Source organism: Streptomyces sp. NPDC087845 (assembly GCF_044742755.1).
GTDB lineage: Bacteria > Actinomycetota > Actinomycetes > Streptomycetales > Streptomycetaceae > Streptomyces.
Genome location: NZ_JBIUVC010000016.1, coordinates 63,023 through 77,769, shown reverse-complemented (window position 1 = coordinate 77,769; position 14,747 = coordinate 63,023). Strand labels below are relative to the sequence as shown.

At 70.7% G+C, this 14,747-nt stretch carries 8 protein-coding genes and 4 pseudogenes; 8 read left to right on the top strand and 4 right to left on the bottom strand.

Annotated elements, in window-relative coordinates:
* Positions 1-378: 378 nt before the first annotated feature.
* Positions 379-648, top strand: a pseudogene (locus tag ACIOMQ_RS32205) (transposase); the annotation flags it as partial.
* On the opposite strand, the pseudogene ACIOMQ_RS32200 reads toward ACIOMQ_RS32205, so the two are convergent.
* Positions 647-1,033, bottom strand: a pseudogene (locus tag ACIOMQ_RS32200) (IS3 family transposase); the annotation flags it as partial. The pseudogenes ACIOMQ_RS32205 and ACIOMQ_RS32200 overlap by 2 nt on opposite strands.
* 591 nt (positions 1,034-1,624) lie before the next feature.
* On the opposite strand from ACIOMQ_RS32200, the gene ACIOMQ_RS32195 reads away from it, so the two are divergent.
* From ACIOMQ_RS32195 to ACIOMQ_RS32170, 6 genes are all read left to right on the top strand, one after another.
* On the top strand, positions 1,625-2,830 hold the full coding sequence (locus ACIOMQ_RS32195; RefSeq protein WP_401758298.1) for an aminotransferase class V-fold PLP-dependent enzyme: 1,206 nt from the start codon (positions 1,625-1,627) through the stop codon (positions 2,828-2,830).
* Positions 2,815-4,149, top strand: a complete 1,335-nt coding sequence (locus ACIOMQ_RS32190) for an extracellular solute-binding protein (RefSeq protein WP_401941507.1) — start codon at positions 2,815-2,817, stop codon at positions 4,147-4,149. The genes ACIOMQ_RS32195 and ACIOMQ_RS32190 overlap by 16 nt, the downstream gene beginning before the upstream one ends.
* Before the next feature lie 5 nt (positions 4,150-4,154).
* Positions 4,155-5,114 (top strand): carbohydrate ABC transporter permease, encoded by a 960-nt coding sequence (locus ACIOMQ_RS32185; RefSeq protein WP_402191425.1) that lies wholly within the window; start codon positions 4,155-4,157, stop codon positions 5,112-5,114.
* Complete coding sequence (locus tag ACIOMQ_RS32180) at positions 5,111-5,926, top strand: carbohydrate ABC transporter permease (protein WP_266366389.1); 816 nt, start codon at positions 5,111-5,113, stop codon at positions 5,924-5,926. The genes ACIOMQ_RS32185 and ACIOMQ_RS32180 overlap by 4 nt, the downstream gene beginning before the upstream one ends.
* 5 nt (positions 5,927-5,931) lie before the next feature.
* Positions 5,932-7,833 (top strand): glycoside hydrolase family 36 protein, encoded by a 1,902-nt coding sequence (locus tag ACIOMQ_RS32175; RefSeq protein WP_402191423.1) that lies wholly within the window; start codon positions 5,932-5,934, stop codon positions 7,831-7,833.
* A gap of 65 nt (positions 7,834-7,898) precedes the next feature.
* Positions 7,899-8,927, top strand: coding sequence for a LacI family DNA-binding transcriptional regulator (locus ACIOMQ_RS32170; RefSeq protein ID WP_401758306.1), 1,029 nt, complete (start codon positions 7,899-7,901; stop codon positions 8,925-8,927).
* Positions 8,928-8,943: 16 nt separating this feature from the next.
* Here ACIOMQ_RS32170 and ACIOMQ_RS32165 read toward each other — a convergent pair whose 3' ends face one another.
* The 3 genes and pseudogenes from ACIOMQ_RS32165 to ACIOMQ_RS32155 all read right to left on the bottom strand — a co-directional run.
* Positions 8,944-9,129 (bottom strand): hypothetical protein, encoded by a 186-nt coding sequence (locus ACIOMQ_RS32165; RefSeq protein ID WP_401270276.1) that lies wholly within the window; start codon positions 9,127-9,129, stop codon positions 8,944-8,946.
* Between the two features lie 401 nt (positions 9,130-9,530).
* Positions 9,531-10,013 (bottom strand): annotated as a pseudogene (locus ACIOMQ_RS32160) (IS3 family transposase); the annotation flags it as partial.
* 133 nt (positions 10,014-10,146) lie between these two features.
* Positions 10,147-10,584: pseudogene (locus tag ACIOMQ_RS32155) on the bottom strand (FAD-dependent oxidoreductase); the annotation flags it as partial.
* A 270-nt stretch (positions 10,585-10,854) separates the two neighbouring features.
* Here ACIOMQ_RS32155 and ACIOMQ_RS32150 point away from each other — a divergent pair.
* Entirely contained in the window at positions 10,855-14,589 is a 3,735-nt protein-coding gene (locus ACIOMQ_RS32150; protein ID WP_362207071.1) for a S8 family serine peptidase, read from the top strand.
* Positions 14,590-14,747 lie beyond the last annotated feature (158 nt).

Below are 14,747 nucleotides of genomic sequence, written 5' to 3'. Positions count from 1 at the left end.
CCCGGCCGCCCCGGAAGCTAGTGGGCACGCCGGCGTTCCGGCGGTGTGATGCGAGGGACGCCGAGGGCGGTCTCCAGTTCGTGCCGCAGGCGCTGGTTGTCCAAGGTGACCTGCTGGATGCAAGCGGCGGCGAGTGTGAGGTGGGCGGTGAGTTCCTTGTTGTGCCGCTTTAGGTTTGCTTTCCGGGCAACCAGCCTGTGTTAGCGGCTGGTTGAGGCATTGTCTGCGGACGGGCCGGGCCGGGATGCATCGGCGATGTCGCGGACGATGTCGGGGAAATGGCGGCGGAAGGTGGTGTTACTCAGGCCGAACTCGCGGGCTAGTAGTACTTCGTTAGGTTGATTTGATCTTGGGCATTGGTTTCGTCATGCTGCTCCTGTGGACTTGGGTGAGGTCGAGCAACTCCGGGACGAGGTGGCCGGGTTCGTGGCTGAGGTGTTCGCGTCGGTGTCGCGCAGGGATCGGCGGGCGAAGGGCGACTGTTATCTGCGCGGGTTGATGCTGGACGGCCGGAGGAAGTCGATCCAGCCGATGGCCGAGCGGCTGCCGGACGGCGACATGCAGGCCCTGCAGCAGTTCGTGAACCAGTCGCCGTGGGACCACGCCGCGGTGTTGCGGGCGGTGGCTGTCAAGACGGTCCCGGCGGTCCGTGACCGGTCAGGACACGGAAGATCGGCTCGACTCCGAACACCTGCCGATGCTCGTCGATGAATGCTACGAGCGCTTCGACGGCCGGTCGAGCTCGGCCACGAAGAAAGCCGACGCCGCCTTGAGGATCTCGTTCGCCCGTCGCAGCTCGGCGTTCTCGGCCTTCAGCCGCTTGATCTCCGCGGCCTCCTCCGAGGTCACCCCCGGCCGACTTCGACCCGGACGTTGCTGACCCACGTCCGCACCGTCTCGGCGGCGCAGATACCCAGCTTCGCGGCGACCGCCTTCAACGCGGCCTACTCAGTTGGTAGTTGGGGCGGATCTCCGCGACCATGCGCACCGCACGCTCACGAAGCTCGGCGAGGCAAGGGGATGGACGGGCCATGACTCGATCCTCTCAGGGAATCGAGCCTCCAACAGACCCGGAGCGCTTCACTGGCGGATGCTGCGGATTCCTGTCGGTGGTCGTGCAGCGGATCGGGGACGTGGTGCAGTGGTCGGACTGGCAGGTCCCGCACACGGAGGTCCGACCGCCGGAGTTTCACTCCGACGCGGCCCAGTACGACGCCGAACTGGGCCGCACTGAGGCAGTGGTGGCAGATGCCTGCGTAGCCCGGCAGAGTGCGGCCAGCCCGCTTGGCCGACCGGCCAACGCGGTTCCCTCCTGATCGCAGACCGCCGGCCGGCTCGCCAACCGCAACTCATGATGTCGGTGTGGACGGCGAAGCGCCGGCTCTCCGGCCCGGGCTGCCAATCCGGCCTCTTCGAGGTGAAATGCCACAGGACAGCAACACTCGGCTCTCGTCGAAGCGGTGCCCGTGCTGGCGAACCGCCCGCCGACCACCCGCGCCGGAGCCAGCCAGCCGGCTCGCCGCAAGGCAGTTGCGCCGAACCTCTTGCCGGGTCGGCGCGCCCTCCTTAATGTGAACCTTCAAATCTCTGAACGTGCATACAGCAAGCTCCGTTAGGGGCCATTTTGAACGATCAAATCTATCCAGGGACACCCGAAGCCGCCGCCCCCGCGGCCCCCGGTCCGGCCCCCGCCCGCGGTCCGATGGTGGGATATCTCGACTACGCCAGGGTCGGCCCGCTCTCCCGCCCGGCCGCCGCCGCGCTTACCGCCGCAACCGCGCTCGCCACCCGCGTCGCCCCCGCCGATCTCGACCGGCTGTTCGCCCTCAGCGACGCCGCCCGGACCTCGGCGGCCCGGCTGCTCGACGCCCGTCCGCACGAGGTCGCCCTCGCCCCGTCCACCAGCAACGGCCTGTTCACCGTGGCCGCCGCACTCCACGGCCCCGGTACCGTCCTGGTGCCCCGCGGCGAGTTCCCCGCCAACCTCTACCCCTGGCTCCGCTTCGCCGACCGCGGCGGCCCCGCCGTCCGCCTCGTCGACCCGGCCGGGCAGCGGCACATCACCCCCGACCTCCTGCGTCGCCACCTCACTCCCGACGTCACCGCCCTCACCGTCAGCGCCGTCGACTCGCTCACCGGCCACCTGGCACCGCTCGCCGCCCTCAAGGAGGTCCTCGGCCCCGGCCGGCTGCTGATCGTCGACGCCATCCAGGGCCTGGGCGCCGTCGCACTCGAAGCGGACGCCGCCGACATCCTCGTCAGCGGCGGCCAGAAGTGGCTACGGGCCGGCTGGGGAGCCGCACTGCTACTGATCCGCGACCGGTGCGCCGAGCGCCTGGCTCCCGGGCTCGGCGGCTGGGCCGGCGTCGCGGAGCCCTTCGCGCTGCGGCATCCGGCGCCGCCGCTGCCCGGGGCCGCCGCCCACCTCGCCACCAACCCGGACTTCCCGGCCGCCGCGGCCATCGGCGCAGCCATCGACGACCTGTTCGACCAGGGCGGGCCGGCCGCCATCGGCGCCCGTATCCGCGCCACCCTCGCCGACCTGCTCGACCGCGCGCGGCGGGCCGGCGCCGACGTCCTGCTGGACGGACTCGGCCCCCACGAACGCGCCGGCATCGGCACCTTCCGCCTGCCCGGCCACGACCCCGCCACCGTCCACCGCACCCTCGAAGCGGCCGGGCTGATCACCACCCGCCGCGACGAGTGGATCCGACTGTCCCCCCACGCCTCCACCCCGGGCGCCGCGGCCGACCTGCTCGCCGATGCGCTCCACACCCTCACCCACCCCACGACCCACCACTCCCAGGAGCCGATATGTCCCACCACCTGAGCCGCCGCAAGCTGCTCCAGCTCGCCACCGCCTCCGCCGCCGGGCTCTCCCTGGCCGCCTGCGGCGACAACGGATCGGGCGGCAACGCCGGAGGCGGCGACGGCGACAGCGGTCACATCACCGTCTGGAGCTGGACCACCGCCGCCGAGGCCCTGCGCGCCGTCGTCCCCTCCTTCGAGCGGGACAACCCCGGTATTACCGTCGAGGTCCAGGACGTCGGCGAGCCAGCGATCTGGGACAAGATCACCGTCGGCCTCGCAGCGGGTGGCAAGGGCCTCGCCGACGTCCTGCACGTCGGTGTCGACTACCTGCCCGGCTACCTGGACAAGTTCCCCGACGGCCTCGCCGACCTGTCCAAGCTCGGCGCCGACCAGCACAAGGACGCCTTCGTCGAGGGCCTGTGGCCGACCGTCATGGACGAGGACAAGGCCGCCCACGCCCTCCCGTGGGAGGTCAACCCGCTCGGTCTCTTCTACCGGCGGGACTACTTCGAGAAGGCCAAGGTCGACCCCGCCGGCATCAGCAACTGGGACGACCTGATCGCCGCAGGACCGAAGATCCGCGCCGCCAGCGGCGCCCACCTGCTCGGGCTCGACAAGACCGGTGCCACCCAGGACGTGGACTTCTTCCAGAACCTGATGCAGCTCCAGGGCGCCTTCTACTTCGACCGCGAGGGCAAGGTCACGCTCGCATCCCCGGCCGCCGTCCAGGCCCTCACCGTCGTCAAGCGGCTCAACGACGGAGGCCTGCTCGCCGACACCGCGGGCCAGGGCACCGGGAAGCGCCTGCTCAGCCAGGGCAAGCTCGCCACCGTCGCGGACGCCGCCTGGGCCGCCGAGTACCTGGCCATCAAGTTCCCCGGCCAGAAGGGGAAATGGCGCGTCATGCAGCCCCCCGCCGCCGTGCCCGGGGGCGGGCGCAGCGCCATCGTCAACTCCACCTATCTGGCGGTCGCCGCGTCCAGCAAGCGCCGCAAGGCCGCCTGGCGATTCATCGAGTACGCGCTCACCAAGCCCGCCGAGATCAACCGGATGTTCGCCTCCGGCGGCGTCTTCCCCGCCCTCAAGTCGGCTTACGCCGACCCGAAGTTCAGCGCACCCCACCCTTTCTACGGCGGCCAGAAGGTGCTGAAGTCCTTCGTCGACTCGCTCGGCTCCAAATCCGAAGCCACCAACTTCACCAGCGACTACACCCGCGCCCTCAAGCTCGCGAGCGACGCCCAGAGCCAGGTGCTGCTCAAGGGCGCCGACCCGGCGAGCGCCCTCAAGGACGCAGCCAAGCAGCTCGCCCAGCAGACCGGTCGGCAGCAGGCGGCCTGAGAACCATGTCCCTCGCCCCGTCCGAACGCGCTCCCGCCACCGCCGCCGCCACGGCCGGCCGTGGCGCCCCCAAGCATTCCGGCCGCGCCCGCCCGGGCCGGCGCCGACTGCTGACCCGCGCCTCCGTCCCGTACCTGCTGATCATGCCCGCGGTGCTGGGCTTCGCGATCTTCAAGGCGTATCCCATCGCCGACTCGCTCTGGATCAGCCTCACCACCGGCAACGGGGACGACCGGCACTTCGCCGGACTCGCCAACTACCGGCGTCTGCTGGACGATCCGCTGTTCTGGACCGCGCTGAAGAACACCGCGCTGATCCTGGTCGTCCAGGTGCCGCTGATGCTCGGCCTCGCCCTGCTCGTCGCCATCGGCCTCAACTCCACCAAGGTCTGGCTGCGCCCGCTCTGGCGGCTCGGCGTCTTCGTCCCCTCGCTGACCGGTCTGGTCGCCGCGGGCGTGATGTTCTCCGTGATCCTCAACCACGACGCCGGACTGCTGAACTGGGTCCTCTCCGGGTTCGGCGTCGACCGGGTGAACTGGCTCGGCAGCCCCTCCTGGGCCCGCGTGGGTGTCGTCCTCGTCCTCACCTGGCACTACACCGGCTACAACGCGGTGCTGTACCTCGCAGGTCTGCAGGGCATTCCCAAGGAGCTGTACGAGGCCGCGATGGTCGACGGCGCCGGTCCGATCCGGCGCTTCGTCTCCATCACCCTTCCCCAGCTGCGGCCGATCCTGCTCCTCACCGTGGTGCTCTCCACCATCGGCACCCTGCAGCTCTTCGACGAGCCGTACGTCCTCACCGGCGGCGGCCCCGACAACGCCACTTTGACGGTCACCATGTACCTCTACAACAACGGCTTCAAGTACTTCGACTTCGGCTACGCATCGGCCCTCGCCTACGCGCTCGCGCTGATCGTGTCCGTGCTCGGCATCCTGCAGGTCCGCCTGATGGGAGAGCGCCGGTGAAGCCCCGCGGCCCACTGCTCACCCTGTTGCTCGCGGGCGCCTTCGGGCTCTGCGTCGGCCCGTTCTACTGGCTCGCCATCGCCGCCACCCAGGACGACAAGGACGTGTTCTCCTGGCCGCCGAAGCTACTGCCCGGCGGCCACCTCATGGACAACCTCCGCGGGCTCCAGGAGTCCATCGGGCTCACCCGCGTCCTGCTCAACACCGTGCTGGTGGCGGGCGTCCAGACGGTCGGCGCGGTCGCCATCTCGGTCCTGGCCGGCTACGCCTTCGCCAAGTTCGACTTCCGCGGGCGCAACCTGTTCTTCGTCCTGCTGCTCAGCACCCTGGTCATCCCCGACACGGTGATGCTGATCCCGATCTTCCAAATGATGATGGAACTGGGCCTGATCGACTCCTACCAGTCCGTCATCCTGCCCGGCCTGGTCACCCCGTTCGGCATCTTCCTGATGCGGCAGGCACTGCGCTCCATGCCCGACGAACTCCTGGACGCGGCCCGCGTCGACGGCGCCGGCGAACTGCGGGTGCTGTGGCGGATCGTCATCCCGGTCAACCGGCCGGTCATCGCGGCGCTCGCGCTGTTCGTCTTCCTCGGCAGCTGGAACCAGTTCGTCTGGCCGCTGATCGCCCTGCGCAGTCCCGAGATGTACACGCTGCCCGTGGCCACCGCCACCCTGCAGGGGCTGTTGACCACCAACTACGCGCAGGTCCTGCTCGCCGCCGCCATCGCTGCCATCCCCGTGATGGCCCTCTTCCTCGTCCTGCAGCGCCAGTTCATCTCCGGCCTGCTGGCCGGGGCCACCAAGGAGTGACCACCGTGACCACCGAACCACGCCCCGCCGGCGAGCGCACCGAGAGCCCGCAGGCGCTCACCGAGCCGGACACCGCCCCGCAGCAGCCCGTCCCGGCCTGGCGCCCGAACACGCCGGCCGGGGCCACCTCCGACACCGTCGGCCACCGGCAGCTCGCCACCGGCCTGATCCACTCCACCGGCGCCCCGCTCACCGTCCACCTCACCGGGCTCGGCTGCGACCGGCTGGAGACCGCCGTCACCCCGGTCGGCAGCGGCGTGGCCCTGATCGAGGTCACGGCGGCGGCCGCGGCCACCGTCCGTGCCGAATGGCGGGTCCCCTGCCTCGGGGCCACCGCCTACTGGACCCCGGACACCAACGCCTCCCGCTGGCTGCCGCCGTCCTGGACCGCCCCCCGGACCGTCTCGCTCGCCCTGGGCGCCCCCGTCGCCAGTCTGGTCGGCACCGACGACCGCGCCCTGTGCACCGCCGCCGCCGGCGAGACCTCCGCACCCGTGCGCGTCGGAGCCGGCGTGGTGGAGGAAAGCGGCGAGTTCGCCTTCACCGTCGAACAGGACCTCACCCCGGACGGGCCGCCGCTGCGGCTGCGGATCGACCTCAGTGGCCGCCACTTCGCCGCCACCCTGCAGGCCGTGACCGCCTGGTGGGCCGAAGGCCTGCACCACCCCGGCATCGCCCCCGCCGCCCGGATGCCCGCCTACTCCACCTGGTACAGCCTCCACCAGAACGTCGACACCGCCGCCGTCGAACGCCAGGCCGCCCTGGCCGCGGCCATCGGCTGCGAGAGCATCATCGTCGACGACGGCTGGCAGACCGCCGACCGCGCCCGCGGCTACGGCCACTGCGGCGACTGGGAGCCCAACCCGGCGGCCTTCCCCGACCCCGCGGCCCACGTCGCCGAGGTCCACCGGCTCGGCCTCGCCTACCTCCTGTGGTACGCACTGCCGTTCATCGGCCGGCACAACGACGCCTGGGACCACTTCAAGAGCATGATCCTGCGCGAGGAGCCCCACCTGGACGCGGCCGTGCTCGACCCCCGCCACCCCGAGGTCCGCGCCTACCTGGTCGAGAAGGTCTCCCGCGCCGTCGAGCAGTGGGACATGGACGGTCTGAAGCTCGACTTCATCGACCGCTTCGCCGTCACCGACCCCCCGCCCGCCCCGGCCGGCGCCGACCGCACCGCCGTCCACGAGGGCGTGCTCCAGCTGCTCGCCGACCTCGACGCCCGCCTGCGCCGCACCCGGCCGGACGTGATCGTCGAGCACCGCCAGCCGTACGTCAGCCCAGGGCTGTGGCCGTACGCCACCATGGTCCGCGCCACCGACTGCCCGCTCAGCCCCGCCGAGAACCGCCAGCGCACCGTCGACTGCCGGCTCACCGCGGGCCCGCTCGCCGTCCACGCCGACATGATCATGTGGAACTCCGCCGAGACGCCCGAGTCCGTCGCCGTCCACCTCGTCAACGCCCTGTTCTCGGTGCCGCAGATCTCCGTCGACCTCGCCGCCCAAAGCCCTGACCAGCTCGCCACCCTGCGCTTCTGGCTCGGCGTCTTCCGCCGGTACGCCGACGTCCTCCAACTCGGCGTCCTGGAACCCGTTCGACCGGACCTCGGCTACCCCCTGGTCCGCGCCCGCGACCACCACACCACCGTGGTCGCACGCTACGCGCCGCTGCCCGTCGCACTCCCGGACCGGCTCTCCGCCGACGGCCCGCAGACCCTGCTCATCGCCAACGCGGACGGCGACCCCGTGGTGCTCCTGACCGCCACCCGACCGGAACAGGCCCTCGCCCGCGTCCAGGACTGCCGTGGTGAGATCCTGTCCGAGACCGTGCTCGATTTTGTCGCCGGGGTGAACTCGGTGACCGTGCCGACCGGTGGCCTGCTCACCCTGACCCGCGAGCACTGACAACCGGGGGCTGGGGGCGGCCACCCGCCGCCCCCAGCCCGCCGACCACCGCCCACAGAGGAACGATGACCGCTCGACAGGTGACCATCGAGGACGTCGCACACGCGGCCGGAGTCTCCCGCCAGACCGTCTCGAACGCCCTCAACGCACCCCACCGGCTACGTGCCACCACCCTCGCCCGGGTCACGGCCGCCATCGACGAGCTCGGGTACCAGCCCGACCAGTCCGCCCGCAGCCTGCGCACCGGCACCCGCAAGGTCATCGGCTATCCCGCCCCCGCCGACAACCCCGCCGACCCCAACCCCCTGATGGGCGGCTTCCTCCAGGCGCTGGTGACCGCCGCCGACGCCGTCGGCCACCGCATCCTGGTGTTCCGCTCCGACCCCCAGCAGGGCGCCGGAGCAGTCGCCAAGTCCTTCAACGGCCTGATCGCGGCCCGCCAGGTCGACGGGTTCGTCCTCTCCGACGTCGTCCACGACGACCCCCGCGTCGACGTGCTCACCAAGGCCGGCTTCCCGTTCGCCGCCTTCGGCCGCACCGCCCCCGGCCGCCCGCAGAACTGGGTGGACATCGACTCCACCGCCGCCACCGCCGCCCTGGTCGGACTCCTGCTCGACCAGGGTCACCGCCGGATCTGCTACCTCAATTCCGCCGCGTCCCTGCCCTGGCTCGCCGACCGCAGGGCCGGCTTCCTGCAAGCCGCGGCCGCCGCCCCCGACGGCGCCTTCGAGGTCGGCGTCCCCGACGACGACCCGGCCGCGCTTTCCCACGCCGTCCAGCGTCTGCTCACCGGCCCCGACCGCCCGACCGCCCTGGTCTGCGCAAGCGACTGGCTCGCCCTGACCGCCTACCAGGCCGTCCGCGCCGCAGGCCTCGCCGTCGGCGACGACGTCGCCGTCACCGGCTTCAACGACATCCCGCTCTGCACGCTGCTCCAGCCCGCCCTCACCAGCGCGCGCCTGCCCCTGGCCGCCATCGCCCACGTCCTCGTCGACCGGCTGATCACCACCGTCGAGGACCCCTCCGCCGCCCCGGCGAGCGGGCTGCTGCTTCCTGCGGAGCCGGTCGTGCGCGGCAGCACGCCGGGGCGGTAGCGGTGGCCGCCGGCCGTCACGCCAGCTCGGCGGCCTTGCGTAGCAGGACCGACCCCTCGCGGAGGTTGCGACACAGCCGGGCGGCGAGTTCCAGCTCGGCCCATGCCTTGACGGTTCGGCCGAGCCGGACGAGCAGCTCGCCGCGCACCGTCGGGAGCAGGTGCGAACCCGACTGGCGCCCGGAGACGGCCAGCTTGTCCACGATGGACAGCGCCTCCTGCGGTCCATCGCCATCGCGGCGGCGACGGCCCGGTTGGGCTCGACCACGGGTGACGGAGCCACCCGGCCGAGCGCCTCGTAGAGCAGCACCGCACGTTCCCAGTCGGTCTCCGACACCGACGGCGCCGACGGCCGACAACGCACACACGGCGCTTGCTACGAGCAACTGCGCGGCCGTCGCGCGGTCCCTCCCCGTCTCGCCTTGCGCGTTCGTCATCCGTTCCCCTCCCTCCCCCGGTGGGCACAGCCTCCCATGCCAACGCCCGGCTGCTGATGGCAAACACCGCAGTACAAAAGCAAGGCACCCGCGTACGGGGGAAGACGCGGGTGAAGCTTTCCTGGGCCTTGACCCCGAATCCTGGACACGGGTTGTGCGGCTGGTGTCAGCGTAGTTGCTGTTGCTTCGGCTGCTGTCTCGTAGGCGATCGGGCTGCGGTGTCCGAGGCGGGAGTGACGGCGCCTTGTGTTGTAGCGGTTCAGCCAGCGAAATGTGGTGAGGCGGGCTTCGCGCGCGCTGGCCCAGTGCTTGCGGCCCTGGAGTGTCTCGCGTTTGAACGTCGCGTTGAAGGACTCGGCGAGCGCATTGTCCGCGCTGGAGCCGATCGCGCTCATGGACTGATGGACGCCGGCTGTGTGGCAGGCATCGGCGAACGCCCGGCTGGTGTGCTGGGTGCCGTGGTCGGTGTGGATGACCGCTCCGGCGAGGCTGCCGCGGGTCCGCTCGGCGGCGGCCAGCCCGTCAATGACGGGCTCGGTGCGCATGTGATCCGCGATCGCCCAGCCGGCCAGGCGGCGTGAGGCGAGGTCGATGACGGTGGCCAGGTAGAGGAACTTCCCGCCGTCCACGGGGAGGTAGGTGATGTCGCCGCGACCGCCTTGAACTGCGGCGGATAGTTCTTCATGACCACGAGATGTCCGTTCTCAGATCCTTAGGATCCAGTGTCTCGTGTGTCCAAGATCAGGGGTCAAGGCCCACTCCTGGCAGCAGCCGAGTCCGGTGTCAGCTGTCGAAGCCGAGACCAAAGCGGACCAGGGTCTTGAGCCAGAGGTTACACCGGCGGGCGTTCTCGTCCGCGCGGGCGAGGGACCACTTGGTGATGCCAATTCCCAGGAAACGGACCGGCTCCGGCGGGAAGGGCAGGGGCTTTTTCCGGATCATCTCCAGCGCAGTGCGCCGGGTGCGGTCGCCTGCGAGCAGGTCGAGCATGACCTCCGCGCCGAAGCGCATGGCATCGACGCCGAGTCCGGTGCAGCCGACGGCGCAAGCGACCTTCCCGCGGTGACTCGTGTCGAAGAACACGCAGAAGCGGGTACTGGTGTCGATGGCACCGCCCCACGCGTACGTGGAGCGGACCCCCTCCAGTTGCGGAAAGGTCCGGAAGAAGTGCCGGGCGAGGGTGGCGAACTGGTCGCCGGTCTCACCGACCACGCGGTGGCCTCGCAGGTGGAAATACCAGCGCGCACCGTGCAGCGGCACATCCAGAGGTTGATGGTCCAGGCCGGGGTGACCACCCGCATCCAACTCGGCTGGTACGCCCGCCCCACGGCTGGGCTAGGACCAGTTCGTGCTAGGCGGCCGTCTCTGACGGGTCTCTGCCAAGGCAGATATCCGCCAGCGCAGAATGGTCGACACGCAAGTTGCCGCCGCGAAAACTCTTCGCAGCACCTGGAACCACCCATTCACCGGGTGCGTGGAGGAGAGTCATCCATGACCAGATTATCCGCGAGGCGGAGGTCCCGGCTGCTGGCAGCGGGGCTGTCGCTCGTACTGCTGCCGGCAGGGCAGGCCGTCGCAGCCGGGGCGTTGGGGACGGCGGGGGCGGGCACCGGCCGTGCCGCGTCACCCGTGCACGCACCCAGCACCGCGCGAACCGTCACCCTGATCACCGGTGACCAGGTGACCGTGACCGACCTCGGCGCGGGCCGGAAGTCGGTCTCCGTGGAACGTCCCAAGGGCGCGACAGGAGCGGTTCGCAGCGAGATGTCCGACGGCCGGATCACCGTCATACCCGACGAGGCCCGGCCCTACCTCCAAGCGGGCGTCCTCGACGCCGAGCTCTTCGACGTCACCGCTCTGATCGAGCAGGGGCTCGGTGACCCGTCGTCCGACGGCCTCCCGCTCATCGTGACGTACACGAAGAACGCCCGCAGCGCGACGCCTCACGGAGCCCGCCAGGTCCGTGGGCTGCCGAGCGTGGGCGGTGCGGCCCTGGAGGCGTCGACGTCCGGGGAGTTCTGGCGCACGGTCGCACCGGACGTCACTTCCGGGGCGCGCAGCGCGGCTCCGGGCCGTGTGCGTCTGGCGGGCGGCGTCGCGAAGATCTGGCTGGACGCACGCGTCGACGCCGCGATGGAGGCCAGCAACGCCCAGATCGGCACCCCCGCGGCCTGGGAGGCCGGGCTGACCGGCAAGGGTGTCAAGGTCGCCGTCCTCGACACGGGCGTGGACCTGACCCATCCCGATCTCAAGGACCGGGTGAGCGAGACCAAGAGTTTCATCGACGGCGAGGAGGTCGCCGACCGGCACGGCCACGGCACGCATGTCTCCTCCACCGTCGGTGGCAGTGGCGCGGCGTCCGACGGCAAGGAGAAGGGAGTCGCGCCCGGCGCCACGCTCGCCGTCGGCAAGGTTCTCAACAACCAGGGCTCCGGATCCGATTCGCAGATCATCGCCGGGATGGAATGGGCGGCCAAGGACGTCCACGCCAAGATCATCTCCATGAGCCTCGGATCGCGGCAGGGCAGTGACGGCACCGACCCGATGGCCCAGGCGGTGAACACCCTCTCCAAGGACACCGGCGCCCTGTTCGTGATCGCGGCCGGCAACTCCGGCTCCCCCGGCAGCATCGGCTCCCCCGGCGCGGCCGACTCCGCGCTGACGATCGGCGCGGTCGACTCCGCCGACAGGCGTGCGCCGTTCTCCAGCCAGGGCCCGCGCCTCGGCGACAACGCGCTGAAGCCCGACCTGTCCGCGCCGGGCGTGGACATCCTCGCGGCGCGCTCGCAGCTCGTGAGCGGCAGCGGCCCGTACACATCGATGAGCGGCACGTCCATGGCCACCCCGCACGTCGCGGGCGTGGCGGCGCTGCTCGCCGAGAAGCACCCCGACTGGAGCGGACAGCAGCTCAAGGACGGGCTGATGAGCACGTCCAAGCAGATCAGCGGCACATCGTACGAGGTGGGTGCGGGCCGCGTGGACGTCCCGTCCGCGATCGCCGCGCAGATCACCGCGACCGGCAGCGCCGACCTCGGCTTCACCAGCTGGCCCTACGAGACGAACAAGCCGGTCACGAAGACACTGACCTACACCAACGCCTCCGACCAGCCGGTCGCCCTGGCGCTGGCCGTCGAGGGCGCTCCGGGCAACGTGGTCACCCTCGCCGACTCCACCCTCACCGTGCCGGCACACGGCACCGCACAGACCACGGTCACCGGTGACGGCACCGCCGCACCCGTCGGCGCCACCTCCGGGCGGATCGTCGCCAAGGCCGGCGACACGGTGGTGGCGCACACGGTCTTCGGCCTGACCAAGGAGAACGAGCGCTACACCCTCACCGTCCATGTCAAGGACCGCGACGGCGCGGCGTCCGCCGCTAACCTGACCGTAAAGCAGCTGGCCAAGGACGTAGACCCCTTCCCCGCCACGGTCGGCGAATCCGGCACGCTCCAGCTGCGTCTGCAGCCCGGCATGTACACCCTGTGCAGCTTCCTCGACGTGCGTGGCAGCAAGGGCAAGGACTCGCTCGGCCTCGGTCTGCTCACCGAGCCCGAGGTCACCATGGACCGTGACCGCGAAGTCACCCTCGACGGGACGAAGTTGCGGGAGATCCGGGCCGAGGTGGACCGGCGGACCGAGACCCGTCAGCTGCTGATGAAGTTCAACCGGTCCGCGAACGGCGCATCCTTCGCGCCGGCCGTGCAGGTCCCGCCGAAGTACGACAGCATCTTCGCCGCACCGACCCGCAAGCCCGCCACGGGCACCTTCGAGTACCGGACCGTCTGGCGTCTCGGCAAGCCGCAACTCGATGTCGAAGCAGGCGGCAAGCGGCTCGGCGAGACGACCGTGCAGTACGGATCGGACATGTTCACCGGGCAGAAGCGGATGTCCCTGGTGGACGCGGGCGCCGGAAGCCCCGCCGACTACGCCGGCAAGGACGTGGCGGGCAACGCGGTCGTCGTGCGCCGCACCGACGCGATCACGTCCGCCGAGCTGGCCCAGAACGCACGGGATGCGGGCGCCAAGGCTCTGTTCGTCACCGATGAGGCTCCCGGACGGCTGATGGCCAACTTCAGCGCGGCCGACGGGGAGACTCGTCCCCTGTACAGCGCGACGGTGAACGCGCAGGACGGGGCGCGCCTGATCGAGGCCGCTCGACTCCACCGGGGCGTGGAACTGACCGGCACCGAGTTCACGCCCTATGTCTACGACCTCAGCAAGGGATACCCGGGGGCGATCCCCGCTGATCTGACCTACCGGCCGGGCAAGAGCGAACTGGCGGTGGTCAACAACAAGTTCCACGCGCCGAAGCCCGCCGACGGCGGCGAGTTCCGCTACTCGATCACCGACAGCTTCCCCGTCGGCTTCGGATTCCAGGAGAAGATCAAGTTCCCCGCGGAGCGCACCGACTACATCAGCGCCGGCCCCGACCAGGGCTGGCACGAGTCCATGTCCAGTGGCCCGGGTGCCCTGGAGGAGCGCAGCGGCGTCGTGCATTACCGCGGCGGCAAGCGCTCCGGGACCGAATGGTTCAAGCCGGTCTGGCACCCGTGGCTGGGTACCGGTCTCGGCTGGGGCCAGCGTCGCGCGGGCAACGACCTGGAGTTCAACACGCCGGGCTGGGGCGACTCGGGACCGGACCACACCGGCTTCGGCGAAGTGTTCAACCAGAAGTCGCTGACCCAGTTCACCGAGGTGTACGTGGACGGGGTGCAGGTCGATCGGAAGCAAAGCTCGGGGGTGCACGCCTGGGGCGTGAAGCCGACCGAGCAGGACTTCAAGGTGGTCACCGACACCACGATGGACCCGGACGTCTGGCGGCTTTCCACGAAGGGCCACTCCGAATGGACCTTCAAGTCGTCCGCCACGCCGGCCGACCGGTGGACGTATCTGCCGGTGCTCAACCTCGGGTTCGGCGTCGACACCGACCTGCAGGGTGATGTGCGGGCCGGAAAGCGGCTGGATCTCGGGATCTTCTCCGAGTACATAGAGGGCGCGACGGACACCGGGAAGATCACCGGCTCCACGCTGGAGGTCTCCTTCGACGACGGCGCGACGTGGACGTCCGTCGAACTCGACGGGGTACGCGGCAAGTCCGCTGCCTGGGCCGGCTCCGTGCGGGTGCCGAACGGCGCGCGGTACATCTCCGTGCGGGCCTCGGCCTCCGACAACAAGGGCGGCTCGGTCAAGCAGGAGATCATCCGCGCGGTCGGCGTGCGGAAGTAACCGACCGGGTGGGAGCCGCGCAGTCGGCGGCGCGGCTCCCACCTGCCGCGTGCGCGGTGCAGGGGCCGCACCGTGCACGTAGTGCTGCTCGCCGCACAGAGGACATCGTTCGGCGGGGCGCGGCTCGCCCGTGGCTGGGCCTGCCTAACGTACGGGGA

Coding starts and splice junctions, on each gene's coding strand:
- ACIOMQ_RS32190 (WP_401941507.1), top strand. CDS start 2,815: ATGTCCCACCACCTGAGCCGCCGCAAGCTGCTCCAGCTCGCCACCGCC.
- ACIOMQ_RS32185 (WP_402191425.1), top strand. CDS start 4,155: ATGTCCCTCGCCCCGTCCGAACGCGCTCCCGCCACCGCCGCCGCCACG.
- ACIOMQ_RS32170 (WP_401758306.1), top strand. CDS start 7,899: ATGACCGCTCGACAGGTGACCATCGAGGACGTCGCACACGCGGCCGGA.
- ACIOMQ_RS32150 (WP_362207071.1), top strand. CDS start 10,855: ATGACCAGATTATCCGCGAGGCGGAGGTCCCGGCTGCTGGCAGCGGGG.